Genomic DNA, 15479 nt, shown 5'->3' with positions numbered 1-15479 from the left:
CATATTTTATATGTATAAATATGTATACTATATAAACGTATCGTTATAAAGGATTAACAACTACAGGAAGTAAATATCTTTAGTGTGTTAGTCATGTATTACTTAATTCTTTTGATCATTTTTATCAATAAAAAGATAGATATTTTGATGGCATAAATGGTTATGTTATAACTCATTGTGATTAGATCAATACTGATAGTATTATTCATCTTTATGTGGTATTATAACATGTTTAGTTGTAATCAAATATAAAACTATATTCTGTTTCAGAAGAGTTATGGTGTTTAATTTAAAAAGACTTTACTTAGATATCTTATTTAAAATAAGATGTGGTAATCGTTCATTAAATTGACGTAGTGTTATTTTTTGTTTGTATTTATACTTTTGATTAAATGGTATAATTGAGGTTAACTTTAAATTTTTTTACTATTTAACTCTATGAACTAATTATTTACAACTTATTATTTATTTTTAAGTTTAAACTATCATCAAATGTATGTAAGTACAATATAAATTATATAAAAAAGCGTAATTTATTGTTGTTTGTGTACAACTACTAGACAGCTCAGTATAAAAAGTTGATACATATCACCTAATAATAGGATCTATTCAAAAAAATAATAAAAATGTATATTTAATCATTTATTTTAAGATCCTGCTATCTTCATGGACGATATTAAAACAGACCCAGAATGAATGTGCCCTCTTGTTTCAGTATCACATCCAATAGCAACAATGTTACAAAACATTTCTTTTAAGTTTCCAGCGATAGTAATTTCATTTACTGGATATTGAATACTTCCGTTTTCTACCCAAAATCCAGATACTCCTCGTGAATAATTTCCGGTAATGATATTAATTCCTTGCCCCATTATACTAGTGACAATTAACCCACGATGCATGTGTTTTATTAATTCTATAAAACTTAAATTTTTATAACTAATATACCAATTATAAATACCATCAGCATGCCCAGTGGTTTTCAGTCCTATTTTACGAGCAGAATAACTATTTAAAATCCAACTATTTAACACCCCATTTTCTACGATAGTGCGATCTAATGTCTGTACTCCTTCGCTATCAAACGGAGCAGAACCTAATCCTTTTAGGATATGTGGATATTCTTTAATCGATATCCAAGAAGGAAAAATTTCTTTTTGCAAATAATTTAATAAAAAAGTAGATTTTTGGTATACATTATTTCCGCAAATAGCCTCTGCTAAATGGTGGAATAGACTCGTGGCTATTTCAGCAGAAAACAATACTGGAGATTCTGTTGTTTTAATTTTTTTTGAATTTAAATGATCTAATGCTCGTTGAGCACATTCTTGTCCAACCCATTCTGCTGAACGTAAATCATTAAATGAACGGCTTAATGTGTATGCGTAATTTTGTTCCATAATACCATTGCTTGAAGCAATCACACTACAACATAAAGAATGTTGGCTGCTGGCATAACTTTGTAACATACCATGACTATTTCCAAATACTTTAGTAGTAAAATAGCTGTTAAATTTTCCTCCTTCAGTGGAAATAATCCGTTTATCGTAGTTTAATGCCGTTTGTTCTGCTGTAGATGCTAAATCTGCTCCTAATTTAGTATCTAAATTAATGGGATGAAATAGGTCTAGATTCATGGAATTGAATGCTAATAATTCTTTGTCAGCAATACCAGAATATGGATCTGGGGAGGTGTGGCATGCAATATTTGCTGCAGCTTCAATAGCACGGATTATTGCTTTTTCATGTAAATCACTTGAAAGAGCAGTTCCTTTTCGTTGTTGACGAAATATAGTTATATCTAAGATGTTATGACTATTAAATTCTACATTCTCAAGTTTTGCATAACGAGTGCTAACAGTAATTCCTGTGGTTTTAATGATTGATATTTCTACTTCATTTGAATATGTATGTGCTACATTTAAAGCTTGATCTACTATATTTTCTAGAAAGTTACGTTGTTGTATCATATCATTTATCACATCCATATCATTCCCCTGTAGAAATAGTTCTTCATTAAAATAATTTACGGAATATAGACTATATAACAAATATAAAGTGCTGATATAATTTTACATTATTATTTTATATAAAAACAAAAAATTTTTAATTGATTATGGATGTTTATTAAAAATTACATGAATATATTATTTGTTACAACTAGACACATAAGCAAACTTAATCACATCAAAAATAATATTTTATGTCTGATAGATTTACATTATAGATTATAAATAAAATACATATTTTATATCACAATTTATATATAAAGTAATTATATCTGATAATACATAATTATTTTCGTTAATTATTACTAGTCATTAAGTAATATACATATATAAATTAACTAGTTGGTTCCTCCAACAGTAATCTTATTCAATTTTATTGTCGGTTGACCTACTCCAACTGGTATACTTTGTCCGTTTTTTATGCATGTCCCTACTCCTTTATCTAAGGATAAATCATTTCCAACCATAGAAATATTTTTCATTATTTCTATTCCTGATCCTATTAAGGTAACTCCTTTTATAGATTTTGTTATATGGCCTTTTTCAATTAAAAAAGCTTCAGATGCAGAAAATACAAATTTTCCTGATGTAATATCTACTTGTCCACCATCAAAATTAGAGGCATATATTCCGTAATCTACACTGTTAATAATTTCTTCAGGCGTTGATTGCCCTGCTAGCATATAAGTATTAGTCATTCGAGGCATAGGTAAGGTAGCATAAGATTCACGTCTACCGTTTCCTGTTGGATTGCATCCCATTAGTTTAGCATTTAATTTGTCTTGCATATATCCTACCAGGATACCATTTTTAATTAAAACATTATATTGGCCAGGAACTCCTTCATCATCAATAGTTAATGATCCGCGTAACTCTTTCAGAGTTGCATCATCTACTATCGTACATAATTCAGATGCTACTACGTTCCCGATTTTGTTAGAAAATACAGAGCTACCTCGTCTATTAAAATCTCCTTCTAGGCCATGTCCTACTGCTTCATGTAATAAAATACCGGGCCATCCTGATCCTAAAACTACTGTCATAACTCCTGCTGGAGCTTCTATAGATTCAAGATTAATTAGCCCCATTCGGACGGCGTCTTTTGTCCAATGGTCAGCTTTCGTTTCTCCCTCTATAATAGAGTTAAAAAAATCGTATCCAAATCTTCCACCACCACCACTTATTCCTTGTTCTCGTTTTCCATTTTGTTCTACTTGTACTAATATAGACAAACGTACTAGTGGCCGAATATCAGCGGCTAAGGTACCATCTGTAGCTGTTACTAAAATTTGTTCGTAAACACCTGATAAGTTAGCATTAACTTGTTGTACTCTAGAATCAGTAGTTCGCGCTATTTTATCTATTCTCATTAATAATTCGATTTTTTCTTCTTTAGATATACTAGACAATGGGCTTATATAGGAATACATGGGTGGGTAAGGATATTGATGAGTAGAACGAATATATCTATCCTTATTAGGAGCAACAATAACGGTGTTATTATGATGACGTTCATTGGTAATACTGGTAGCAGCTTTCATGCTACATATTAATGCGTCTAAATTTAATTGATCGGTGTAAGAAAACCCTGTTTGTTCCCCTGCAATTACTCGTATGCCAGCGCCTTGATTTATGGCATAAGATCCAGATTTTATAATACTATCTTCGAGAATCCATGTTTCATGAAGACACGACTGAAAATAAAGATCTGCGTAGTCTACTTGAAACTTTTCTGTCATATTTAATAAATATGAAAGATCATTATGTTGTAGTTTATTGGGTATGAGCAATTGTTCGCTAACAAGATCTAAATTCATGTCATTCCTGTGTGTATAGTCAGATTAATATTTTATATAACCACAATTTATTTATGTGTTAAAATTTAATGTTATTTTAGTTTTTAGCATTAATTTTTTATTAAACATGAACTTTAAGTTTAAAGTTTTTCAATTTAAGTTTATATATTCAACTGCAATGTTTAAATATGCCAGTTCTATATTAGATTGAATATTGCATGTCATTACAATAGATAAGCTCCATTACTAGTATACCGTATTTTTGACAGATTAAACAATATTTTCAAAAATATTATTGTTTGTTATGATTAAATATACGCATGCGTATATTTAATAATTTTAATTAATGTTTTTAAGCCATTAATATTTGTAACTTTATAAGTTAATTTAAAATTTATATTGATTAATTTCAAAGATTGTTTATTTATGACAAAGATTTGGTATTTAGTTATTCTTAATAGTAATTAAGATAAGTATTTCAAGCAGTATTATTATTTATTAGCAATTAATTTATAAAATTTAAGTAATTAAAGTCTATTTTTACTAAAAAGTATATAATTAATTCGATAATTTTATTAGTTTTTAGAAATTATTAGTGATGTATTAATTCTGATAAATTTTGCGCATCAAAAGAACTAAAAATGGCCATGATCCGCCATCTAATAAGCAATTCCAAAATATTTCTGGTGTACTAAATACTTTAGTCATTAAGAGTTTTGCTAGAACTATAATACTTTGATTAACAAACGAAAGAAATGTAATGATAAAAGATTGTTGCCAAATAGATGTATATATAAAAAAGTAAATATTTCGTGTTGCTAAATACGCAAGTATGCTTAAAGACAAAGAATGAATCCCTAAAGTAGATCCCAGGACGATATCTGTGATTAATCCTAAAATAAATCCGGTACCTATGTTTACTTGATTTGGGAGTATTATGATCCAATGAATTAACAATATCATTATCCAAGATGGTTGCATCCACCATATTTGTGGGAAAAAAGGAATAATTTGTAACGTAATTGCAACCATAAAGGAACTATATACCATCCATAGTTTATAAACATAAAATTTATGCATTTTTATGCATTACTTTTATTTTAAAGTTTTTAGATTCAATGTTATTACTACTCCCAAATTAATATTGCATAACGTAAGCATTGTAATTTAACTGTTGGGTGCGCTCGAATGATAGTAAAATCTTGCTCTGACTTTATTGTTATATTGGATACTGTTGCTACTGGATATCCTTCTGGAAAACGACCATCTAATCCAGATGTTACCAATGTATCTCCGATGCAAACGTCAAGATTTCCTGGATATTCTGCACGTAAATCTGTGTTATATCCACAACCCATCAGAATAAAGCGTATATTGTTTCGTTTTATTTGTACAGGTAAAGCGTGTGCAGGATTGCAAATTAACATAACGCGGCTACTAAATGTATTAGTAGAAACTACTTGTCCTATTATTCCCGTATCAGTGATAACTGGTTGTCCTACATACACATCATTATTCGTCCCTTGATTTATAAGAACTTGATTATCGTATGGATCTGTGTTAACGAAAAGAATTTTGGTAATTATTTTTCGTTTATTATAACATAGAGGAGAGTGAAGCAACTTACGTAATTTTTTATTTTCTTGTTTGTATTGATCTATTAATAACAATTCACTGTTTTTTAAGAATAATTCCTGACGTAATGTATGATTTTCTAATATTAATTTATTAGATTCTTCTAATATTTTTGAAACATAATCAAATATATAGCGTGGTTTATCGCATAAGATATAAAATAAATAAATAGAATTTTCTATGTAGTTTTTAAATTGAAGGAACATATTTAATTTTCCATCAGCAATAATTATGGTAATAGATATGGTGATTGCTAAAAATAAACGTAACTCCAAATAAGGAAATTTATTATTTACAGCCCTATACATAAGATTAATACCTTTGCTTTAACGATATGTATTAAATACATTACAAAATAAATATCATGTGCATTTATGTGATTTAATCAACCGTAAAATATATAATTCTTTCATAGCGCTTAAAATTATTCCTCGCTAAATAAATCTCTACCGTGTACATCGATCATATCAAGAGCCTTACCGCCACCTCGTGCAACACAAGTAAGTGGATCTTCTGCTATTACTACAGGAATACTGGTTTCTTTTATTAATAAACGATCGATGTTTTTTAATAATGCTCCTCCGCCAGTTAATACCATACCGTATTCAGAAATATCGGATGCTAATTCTGGTGGACATTGTTCTAACGCCGCCATAACTGCACTAACAATGCCAGTTAATGGTTCTTGTAGCGCTTCTAAAATTTCATTGTTATTTAATACAAAACTCCGTGGTATACCTTCTGCTAAATTTCGTCCACGTACTTTTATTTCACGTAGTTCATCGTCTAAATATGCAGAACCTATAGTATGTTTTATTCTTTCTGAGGTTACTTCTCCAATCAAGGAACCGTAATGGCGTCGTACATAACTAATAATTGCTTCATCAAATCGGTCCCCTCCAATCCTAACGGACGATGAATATACTACTCCGTTAAGTGAAATTACTGCGACTTCGGTAGTACCTCCTCCAATATCTACTACCATTGATCCAGTAGCTTCTGATACCGGTAACCCTGCTCCAATAGCTGCAGCCATAGGTTCTTCTATTAAAAAAACTTCACGCGCTCCTGCTCCTTGTGCAGATTCACGTATAGCCCTACGTTCAACTTGTGTAGCACCGACTGGGACACACACCAATACTCTAGGACTAGGCTTCATGAAACTATTACTGTGTACCTGTTTAATAAAATGTTGTAACATTTTTTCGGTAATAAAAAAGTCAGCTATCACTCCATCTTTCATAGGACGAATGGCTGCAATATTTCCTGGGGTTCGTCCTAGCATCTGTTTAGCTGCATATCCAACAGCGGCTACACTTTTAGGCATGCCTCCACGATCCTGTCTAATGGCAACAACAGAGGGTTCATTTAAAACAATACCTTGGCCTTTTAAATAGATAAGAGTATTAGCAGTACCGAGATCAATAGATAGATCACTAGAAAATATACCACGGAATTTTTTAAACATAATAATCACAAATAATGTTATTAAGTTTTTTTAAATTGTCCATTTGTAAAAGGTCTCCTGAAGAATGGTGCAATTAAAATGGCCATATAGTACTGTACCGATAAATGTATTTATTGGTTCTTATACTCAGGGTGTTACATATTATTCAATTTTTATTTTTTAAATGTTATAGTAAAATATCAGTTATATTGAAATGCGCCATATTGTATATGATGCAAGCGTACTACATAATAAATATAATTATATATGTATTGTAAATTATGCTGCATAATATTTACAATAGTGTATTAATATTATTTTTATGTATATTCACTGTAATTAGGATAGGATAACAATTATATGTATATATTGAAAATATTATGGCTTAAGATTATAATTAGTGGGGTTTGAAAGAATGAGGTGTCTTCATGTCATATAATTATATGGTAAACATCATTGTAATTTAATAAAAAGTTAAAAACTGATGATTTGATAATGTGTTTGTTAGTGTTATCAGTATCTTAGTTGTAACACAGCAGATTAAAAATTGTTTGATTATATAAATAATAATTGTTTATATACTAATATTTTATGGATAATTGAAAAATAATTTCATATCGTATGAATAAACGTTAATTGCAAGTGTCATACAATATAATTAGTTATATTAGTTATAATAGCATATTTATATTTAGTGAGGATACGTGAGTGTAATGGTAAGTAAATTTCGTATTTTGTTAATAAACGGACCCAATTTAAATTTATTAGGTACACGTGAACCGCGTATATATGGAGATGAAACCTTATCTGATATTATAGTAAGCTTGTATAAAACATCTGATTCTTTAGGTATGAATATGGATCATTTTCAATCCAATGCAGAACATGAATTGATTAATTATGTACATAAAAGTTATCAGAACGTGGATTTTATAATAATCAATCCCGCAGCTTTTACTCATACTAGCATAGCCTTACGAGATGCATTTTTATCTATAAACATTGCTTTTATAGAGATTCATCTTTCTAATATATATACAAGAGAAAAATTTCGACATAGTTCATATTTATCTGATATTGCTCTTGGGGTCATTTGTGGGTTTGGAGTAGATGGATATCATTTTGCTTTACATATGGCGTATAAATATTTATCTAAGAATATTAATAAATAATATATCAACATAGGTTTGCTATGGATATTCGTAAAATTAAAAAATTAATCGCGTTGATTGAATCATCTAATGTTTCCAAATTAGAGATTTGTGAAGGAAATAAAATAGTACGTATTACTCGCTCTGTTTCCAGCAGATCATCTTCTTCAACGTGTTTGCCTATTGCAAAGAATTCGGAAAAACCAGTATGTACTTCAAATATAGAAACGCACTATAAAGATATTAAATTAATAGACAGTGGACATGTTATACGTTCTCCAATGGTAGGTATTTTTTATATTACTCCTAGTTCAGATTCTAATCCATTTATATCAATAGGACAGACAGTTGAGGTTGGAGATACTGTATGTATTATTGAAGCCATGAAAGTTATGAATCAAATTCAATCAGATAAATCAGGTATTGTAAAAGCTATTTTACTTGATAATGGTCAACCAGTTGAATTTAATGAACCGTTACTTATCATCGAATAATGAGAATAGAATGTTAGAGAAAATTGTCATTGCAAATCGAGGAGAAATAGCACTGCGTATTTTGCGTGCGTGTAAAGAATTAGGAATAAAGACAGTGGCTGTATATTCAACTATAGATCGTGATTTAAAACATGTGCTTTTAGCAGATGAAACTATTTGTATAGGCCCTCCGCCTGCAATTCATAGTTATTTAAATATTCCAGCTATTATTTCAGCCGCAGAAATTACTGGATCATCAGGAATTCATCCTGGTTATGGATTTTTGTCAGAAGATGCTAATTTCGCAGAACAAGTAGAGCGTTCTGGTTTTGTTTTTATTGGACCATGTTCAGAAACTATTCGTTTAATGGGCAATAAAATATCTGCTATAGATATTATGAAAAAATCAGGAATAATGACTGTTCCGGGTTGGAATTATGAACTTAATAAGAATATAAATGATAACGTTTCTAATTTTTCATATCAGAATTTACATATTAATTATCCAATTATTATAAAATCTGCTCATGGAGGAGGAGGTCGTGGCATGTGTGTAGTTAGAAAGGAATCAGATTTACAAGATGCTATACGTATGATGCGATCGGAATCAAAAAATATCTTTAATAATGATACTATTTATTTAGAGCAATATTTGGAAAATCCAAGACATATAGAGATACAGATTTTGTCTGATGGCAAAGGAAATATAATTTATTTGACAGAACGTGATTGTTCTATACAAAGGAGACGCCAAAAAATAGTAGAGGAAACTCCTGCATTAGGAATTAGTTCCAAGATGCGACAATATATAGGAGAGAGTTGCGTTCAGGTTTGTTACAATATTGGATATCGGGGAGTAGGTACATTTGAATTTTTATATGAAAATGATGAATTTTTTTTTATAGAAATGAATACTCGTATTCAAGTTGAACATCCAATTACAGAAATGGTTACCGGAATAGATCTAATTAAAGAGCAATTGAAAATTGCTTCTGGGTATACCTTAGATATTAAACAACATACCGTTAAATCCGTAGGACATGCTATAGAATGTCGTATAAATGCTGAAGATTCTCATAGTTTTATACCTAGTTCAGGACGTATTACTAGGTTTCATGCTCCTGGAGGATTGGGTGTACGTTGGGAATCTCATATTTATTCTGGATACTCAGTGCCGTCTTATTATGATTCAATGATAGGAAAATTAATTTGTTTCGGAGAAACACGAGATATAGCCGTTGCTCGTATGAAAAATGCATTATCAGAATTAATTATTGATGGCATTAATACTAATATTGAATTGCAACTGAAGATTGTGACTGACGAAGTATTTCAAAAAGGTAATAATATAAACGTTAATTATTTAGAAAATAAATTAAATGTATAGATGTAAGATAAGTGATATAAATCTCATATAAGTGAATATTGGTTTTAATTGTAAATAAGGGAAGATGTACATTAAGTCTTTAAATACAGAGGATAATATGGTTAAATAGATAAGTGAAATATTAATAAAAAGATTATGAATTGGGTTATATTGGTTTTGTATTTTTATGTATTTTTATTACGTTTGGTAGGAATGCTAGGCTTTTTATAATCCAGTTTGCTGTACTTTGGGATTTTTTTGTTGTTTCTTTTCCGCTACATACTAAAACGTTAGTCCCAATACCTGCTGATTGCCCCGCTAACATATCATTTTCAGTATCTCCTACCATATAAGAATTAGTCATATTGATATTGAACCGTTGTTTTGCATCTAATAACATGCCTGGGTTAGGCTTGCGACATAAACAGGTTCGTTGAAATTTTTTCACTATTCCTTTCGAATGATGTGGGCAAAAATAAATAGCATCTATATGTACATGATGTAATCTCAAATAAAAAATCATCCATTTTGTTAATAACAGAAAGTCGTCTTTAGTAAATAAACCTCGTGCTATTCCGGATTGGTTGGTAACTATAATTAAAAAAAAATTCATTTTTTTTAAAATTACCATTGCATCTATAACGTTTTCAATGAAAAAAAAATTATTAATATTATATACATAACTCTTATCTACATTAATTGTACCATCTCGGTCCATAAATATAGCATTATTCATATTTGTGCTTTATATATATTGTGTAGCTATAAATGTGTATTTAATAAATATCGTTAAAAAATTTATATTATTCTAATTCTAACGTATAATCATATATTCTACTTTAGATTAGTGGGCAATATGGTGTATAAACATTTTACTTTTATTACAAGTATATTGTTATATATATCCTATAAAATAATATAATTTTGTAACCAAATGCCATAGTATATATAAATATATTAATTTTTTATTATTTGTTGTGTTGTTATCAATAATGATAATGAAATCTTTCATATTAGGCAATGATAATGCGTACCAGTCAATATTTGTTAGCTACTCTTAAAGAAGCGCCTAAAAGTTGTAAATCAATTAGTCATAAATTAATGTTGCGAGCTGGATTAATTCGTCAGGTGTCATCTGGTCTTTATACTTGGTTGCCAACTGGACTACGTGTATTACGAAGAATAGAAAATATTATTCGAGAAGAAATGAGTAAAATTGGCGCTATTGAAATATCTATGCCGATAATTCAACCTTCAAAATTATGGAAAAAAAGTGGTCGTTGGATAGAGTATGGCACAGAATTATTACGTTTTAAAAATCGTAATAATCGAGAATTTGTATTAGGTCCAACTCATGAGGAAATGATTGCCGAAATTATTTGTAAAGAAATAATGTTTTATAAACAATTTCCATTAAATCTATATCAAATTCACACTAAATATCGAGATGAAGCACGCCCTAGAGCTGGAATAATACGTGCTAGAGAATTTATTATGAAAGATGGATATTCTTTTCATGCAAGTCAAGAATCTCTTCAAAATACGTATAATAACATGTACCAAATATATCATACTATTTTTAATCGAATTGGATTAAACTTTTGTGTTGTTCAGGCTGAACCTGGAAGGATCGGAGGAATATTATCTCATGAGTTTCAGGCATATTCTGAAAATGGTGAAGACAATATAGCAGTACCCATAATACTTAACAATTCAGGTAGTTTTAAGCTAAACAATAACGCTTCTCCTATTAAAATACAAGCAAAAATAGCTATAGAAACTATGCGATTAATAGAAGCCCCTCATGTCAGATCCGTAGAAGAATTAATCAATCAGTTTAATTTGTCTATACGTCAGGTTGTGAAAACGATAATTGTACGTGTTAAGAATAAATATATAAATAATTCTTGTTCTTTATTAGGATTAATAATTCGAGCGGATCATCATATTAGTTATAAAAAAGTTGCGATGATTCCAGAAATATCGATTCCTTTATCTTATGCAAATCCAAAAGATATTTATGTACTTACTGGGGCGTATCCCAATTTGTTGGGATCGATTAATTTATCTATACCATATATTGTAGATTACAATGTAGCTATAATGAGTGATTTTGTCGCTGGATCTGATGTAAGCGGTAAATATTTTTTTGGAGTTAATTGGAATCGTGACATACCTCTTCCAAAAGTAGCAGATTTACATTCAGTATCATGTAATAACTTATATGTTAATGATGATAACATGTTGTTAATTCATAACTGTGTTGAGATAGGACATATTTTCCAATTAGGACAAAAATACTCAAAATTAGGTCTTAATTATATAAAAAAAAATAATAAACATAATTTAATAGCAGAAATGGGTTGTTATGGGATAGGGATTACTCGTATTATTGCTGTGATTATCGAACAAAATCATGATAAAAACGGAATTTTATGGCCGGACATTATAGCTCCATTCAGATTAGCTATTATACCAATTGATATGTACCGTTCTGTTAATGTAAGAAATATTACAGAAAAAATTTATAAGCAACTTTTATTTGCTATAGGGGTGGATATATTAGTTGATGATCGAAAAGAATATCCAGGAACAATGTTTGCTGACATAGATTTGATTGGAATACCACATGTCATTATTGTTAGTGATCGTTGTTTAGCTAATCAGGAAGTAGAATATAAATATCGTAAAAAAAATGAGATTAAAAAAATTAAACTTGAAACATTAATACAATATTTGGTTAAAAAGATTGTTTACTCATGAGTTTTTTATGAAGTCTTAATAAGAAAGTAGTAATTATATTAAAATTAAATTTTAATCAATATTACAGAACTATATATGTATGGTAGTAGTAATTTAGGTTATATCGGATAATTTATGTTTTTTAAAAAATAAATAAGTTTTTGGTATTTTGTACTGAGGATCTATTATTTTTATTATCATGGACAATAATTCATCTTATTTAAGATGGTAATTAATACTGTTTCTAAAAATTTTATAAGAGACAATGTCTTTTTGTAACCAAGATATTTTCCATGATACATTGTTTTTGTTTGTAATCTTTCCGTTTTTGGTAATGAATACCCCTATGGCAGTAATCAAGGTTTTATTATAAAACAGCAAAGGAATACGACTTCTTAACCATGGAGGTACTTTTAATTCTTGCCAAATTTTTTTTAAACACCGACCACGATTTCTACCTATGATATGTAATAATCCGTCTATGTGCCCAAAAATAATTGATATTTCTTCATCAGATTTTGGGGCTTGAACAAAACAATGTGTTAATATTCTTTTGGATTTTTCAAGGGTGTTAGAAGTATTTAGTTGAAAATTTATGTTTAAGTTAGGATCTAATACGTCTTGAGATAAAGATTTATTACTTTCTAATGGTTGATATATTAACATGCCTAAGTTATGTGGTAATAGTATTGTGTTATGTATTATGTTCCAAGATAACTTAATTTTATTTAAAGAAGACTTCATACTTATTGGTAAAATATATAATTTTTCCCTAAAACGACGACATAAGCATGTATTTAATTGTAATATTGGAGTAGCATCTCTTCGGCTTAATATTACTTCTTTCCAGATGCGATTTATAAGTTGATAAGAAGGCATGCTTATAGAAAAACTAGCTAACCAGTGACGTAGTAAGGCTTGTCTTTTTGGTATACTGCATTGGAATAATGCTCTAAATAATAAAGAACCATCTGATATGTCAATTAGTTTCTGCAAAAATTCTGACAAAAATTCATTTAATAAATTTTCTTGATCTCTGCATAACTGTGCAGTACGAGCAACAACTTGATTAAAACGAGGCCAACGTTGATATAGTGATGGTAAAATTTTTATACGTAAAAAATTACGGTCAAAACGCATATTGGTATTAGTATCGTCTTCAATCCAAGTAAGGTTCTTTTTATGAGCATATATTTCTAATTGTTCACGAGAACAACCTAATAAAGGCCTTAATAATTTATGTTTGTTAGCATAAAAAGCATTTTTGGCTATTCCACTTAATCCAGCTGGACCACTTCCTCTTTTTAATGCAAGGAATAAACTTTCTACTTGATCATTCATGTGATGTGCAGTTAACAGTGTTTCTTCTGAATTTAAATGATTATATAGATTTTTATAACGAAGATCTCGCGCTAATGCTTCTATATTTCGTTGTTTATTTTCCGAATTATAACAATTAATATAAATTATAGAAAAAGGTATATTTCTTCTTTTACATTGTTCAGAACAATGATTGGCCCAATTATTAGCAGAGTTACTAATACCATGATGCACATAAATAGCTCTCAAAGTTAATGGAGACAATGTTGAGTTATTAGCACTGTTTTTTAATATTGTTAAAATATCTAGAAGTACTGTTGAGTCTAGACCTCCACTGTAGGATAATAATAATTTTTTATGTCCTATAAGACAATTAGTTACTTGATGATATAGTTCATAACCCTCTGGAAACGTATTTATTGCAAACATAATTTTTATCAATGTAGTGTAATAAAATAGTGATGATTTAATGATCGTGATAATGTGGATATATCGCATATTTAATATTTGATGAATAATTTATATATACACATATATTATTATGTAATCATTTTTAATGACGTCATTATTTAAAAATTAGCAATATCCGTAATGCATTAATCTATTATATCTTCGATTTAATAAATCTTTTTCCTTAAAAGAATCTAATTCGGTTAAATCTAATAATAATTGTGTTTTTAATGAAATAGATGCAGCACATATATCTCTATGTGCCCCTCCTAATGGTTCAGGGATCACATTGTCAATCAGTTTAAGTTTTTTCAATCGGAAAGCAGTGATACCCATTGCTTCAGCAGCAATAGGGGCTTTTTTAACATTTTTCCATAAAATCGATGCACACCCTTCTGGAGAAATTACAGAATATGTACTATACTGCAACATGTTTACCTTATCTCCAATACTGATAGCCAGAGCTCCTCCGGAACCGCCTTCTCCTATTACAGTACAAATAATTGGTATTTTTAATATTGACATTGTACGTAAATTTTTAGCTATTGCTGCAGACTGGCCGCGTTTTTCTGCGCCTATTCCAGGATAGGCTCCCGGAGTGTCTATAAAAGTAATGAGGGGGATTTTAAATCGTTCTGCCATTTTCATAATGCGTAGTGCTTTTCGATACCCTTCTGGAGCAGGCATTCCAAAGTTTCGTTTAATTTTTTCTTTAGTATCGCGACCTTTTTGATGCCCAATAACCATGATTGGACGAGAATCAAGTCTTGCTATTCCTCCTATAATAGCCTTATCGTCTGCATACACTCTATCACCAGATAATTCATCAAAATCATTAAATATACGTTCTATATAATCTGAAGTATATGGACGTTTAGGATGTCGTGCGATCTGGGCAATTTGCCAAGAATTTAAGTTAGAAAAAATTTTTTTAGTAAGATCAATTTTTTTTGAACGAAGACGGTTAATCTCTTCATTAATATTTATTTCTAATTTTTTATTTGGATATACTATTGACGCTAAAGAATTAATTTTTTCTTCTAAATCTAGGATAGGTTTTTCAAAATCAATAAAATTTAAACCCATAAAA

Annotated in this window: 12 protein-coding genes; 4 read left to right on the top strand and 8 right to left on the bottom strand. The window is 29.5% G+C overall.

Features of this window, described 5'->3' with window-relative positions:
* Window positions 1-647: 647 nt before the first annotated feature.
* From pmbA to M9400_RS02275, 5 genes are all read right to left on the bottom strand, one after another.
* Window positions 648-1988, bottom strand: coding sequence for a metalloprotease PmbA (gene pmbA / locus M9400_RS02295; RefSeq protein ID WP_250232246.1), 1341 nt, complete (start codon window positions 1986-1988; stop codon window positions 648-650).
* A 359-nt stretch (window positions 1989-2347) separates the two neighbouring features.
* Window positions 2348-3826 carry a metalloprotease TldD gene (gene tldD / locus M9400_RS02290; RefSeq protein WP_250232245.1) on the bottom strand — a complete coding sequence of 493 codons (1479 nt, stop codon included), beginning with the start codon at window positions 3824-3826 and terminating at the stop codon, window positions 2348-2350.
* A gap of 582 nt (window positions 3827-4408) precedes the next feature.
* A complete protein-coding gene (gene mreD, locus M9400_RS02285) occupies window positions 4409-4837 on the bottom strand; it encodes a rod shape-determining protein MreD (RefSeq protein WP_250232244.1) in 429 nt (142 codons plus the stop codon).
* Window positions 4838-4932: 95 nt separating this feature from the next.
* Window positions 4933-5748: a rod shape-determining protein MreC gene (gene mreC, locus M9400_RS02280; RefSeq protein WP_250232243.1), complete on the bottom strand. Its 816-nt coding sequence runs from the start codon at window positions 5746-5748 to the stop codon at window positions 4933-4935.
* A 116-nt stretch (window positions 5749-5864) separates the two neighbouring features.
* The gene (locus M9400_RS02275; protein WP_250231173.1) at window positions 5865-6908 is read right to left on the bottom strand and encodes a rod shape-determining protein; all 1044 of its coding nucleotides are present in this window, start codon (window positions 6906-6908) and stop codon (window positions 5865-5867) included.
* A gap of 692 nt (window positions 6909-7600) precedes the next feature.
* On the opposite strand from M9400_RS02275, the gene aroQ reads away from it, so the two are divergent.
* Genes aroQ through accC form a run of 3 tightly spaced genes read left to right on the top strand, consistent with a single transcriptional unit; the run spans window position 7601 to window position 9898 of the window.
* The gene (gene aroQ, locus M9400_RS02270) at window positions 7601-8059 is read left to right on the top strand and encodes a type II 3-dehydroquinate dehydratase (RefSeq protein ID WP_250232242.1); all 459 of its coding nucleotides are present in this window, start codon (window positions 7601-7603) and stop codon (window positions 8057-8059) included.
* 20 nt (window positions 8060-8079) lie between these two features.
* On the top strand, window positions 8080-8532 hold the full coding sequence (accB, locus tag M9400_RS02265; RefSeq protein ID WP_250232241.1) for an acetyl-CoA carboxylase biotin carboxyl carrier protein: 453 nt from the start codon (window positions 8080-8082) through the stop codon (window positions 8530-8532).
* Between the two features lie 10 nt (window positions 8533-8542).
* Complete coding sequence (accC, locus tag M9400_RS02260) at window positions 8543-9898, top strand: acetyl-CoA carboxylase biotin carboxylase subunit (RefSeq protein WP_250232240.1); 1356 nt, start codon at window positions 8543-8545, stop codon at window positions 9896-9898.
* Window positions 9899-10043: 145 nt separating this feature from the next.
* On the opposite strand, the gene gmhB is transcribed toward accC, so the two are convergent.
* Complete coding sequence (gmhB, locus tag M9400_RS02255) at window positions 10044-10613, bottom strand: D-glycero-beta-D-manno-heptose 1,7-bisphosphate 7-phosphatase (protein ID WP_250232239.1); 570 nt, start codon at window positions 10611-10613, stop codon at window positions 10044-10046.
* 290 nt (window positions 10614-10903) lie between these two features.
* Here gmhB and M9400_RS02250 point away from each other — a divergent pair, with 290 nt between their 5' ends.
* Entirely contained in the window at window positions 10904-12640 is a 1737-nt protein-coding gene (locus M9400_RS02250; protein WP_250232238.1) for a proline--tRNA ligase, read from the top strand.
* A 195-nt stretch (window positions 12641-12835) separates the two neighbouring features.
* Here the strand turns inward: M9400_RS02250 and tilS are convergent, their stop codons facing one another.
* Both tilS and accA read right to left on the bottom strand, forming a co-directional pair.
* A complete protein-coding gene (tilS, locus tag M9400_RS02245; RefSeq protein WP_250232237.1) occupies window positions 12836-14368 on the bottom strand; it encodes a tRNA lysidine(34) synthetase TilS in 1533 nt (510 codons plus the stop codon).
* A 147-nt stretch (window positions 14369-14515) separates the two neighbouring features.
* Window positions 14516-15475, bottom strand: a complete 960-nt coding sequence (gene accA / locus M9400_RS02240) for an acetyl-CoA carboxylase carboxyl transferase subunit alpha (RefSeq protein ID WP_250232236.1) — start codon at window positions 15473-15475, stop codon at window positions 14516-14518.
* Window positions 15476-15479 lie beyond the last annotated feature (4 nt).

Source organism: Blochmannia endosymbiont of Camponotus sp. (genome assembly GCF_023586085.1).
Classification (GTDB): Bacteria; Pseudomonadota; Gammaproteobacteria; order Enterobacterales; family Enterobacteriaceae; genus Blochmanniella.
The sequence above is the reverse complement of the archived record's forward strand: the minus strand, read 5'-3'. Positions and strand labels throughout refer to the sequence as shown.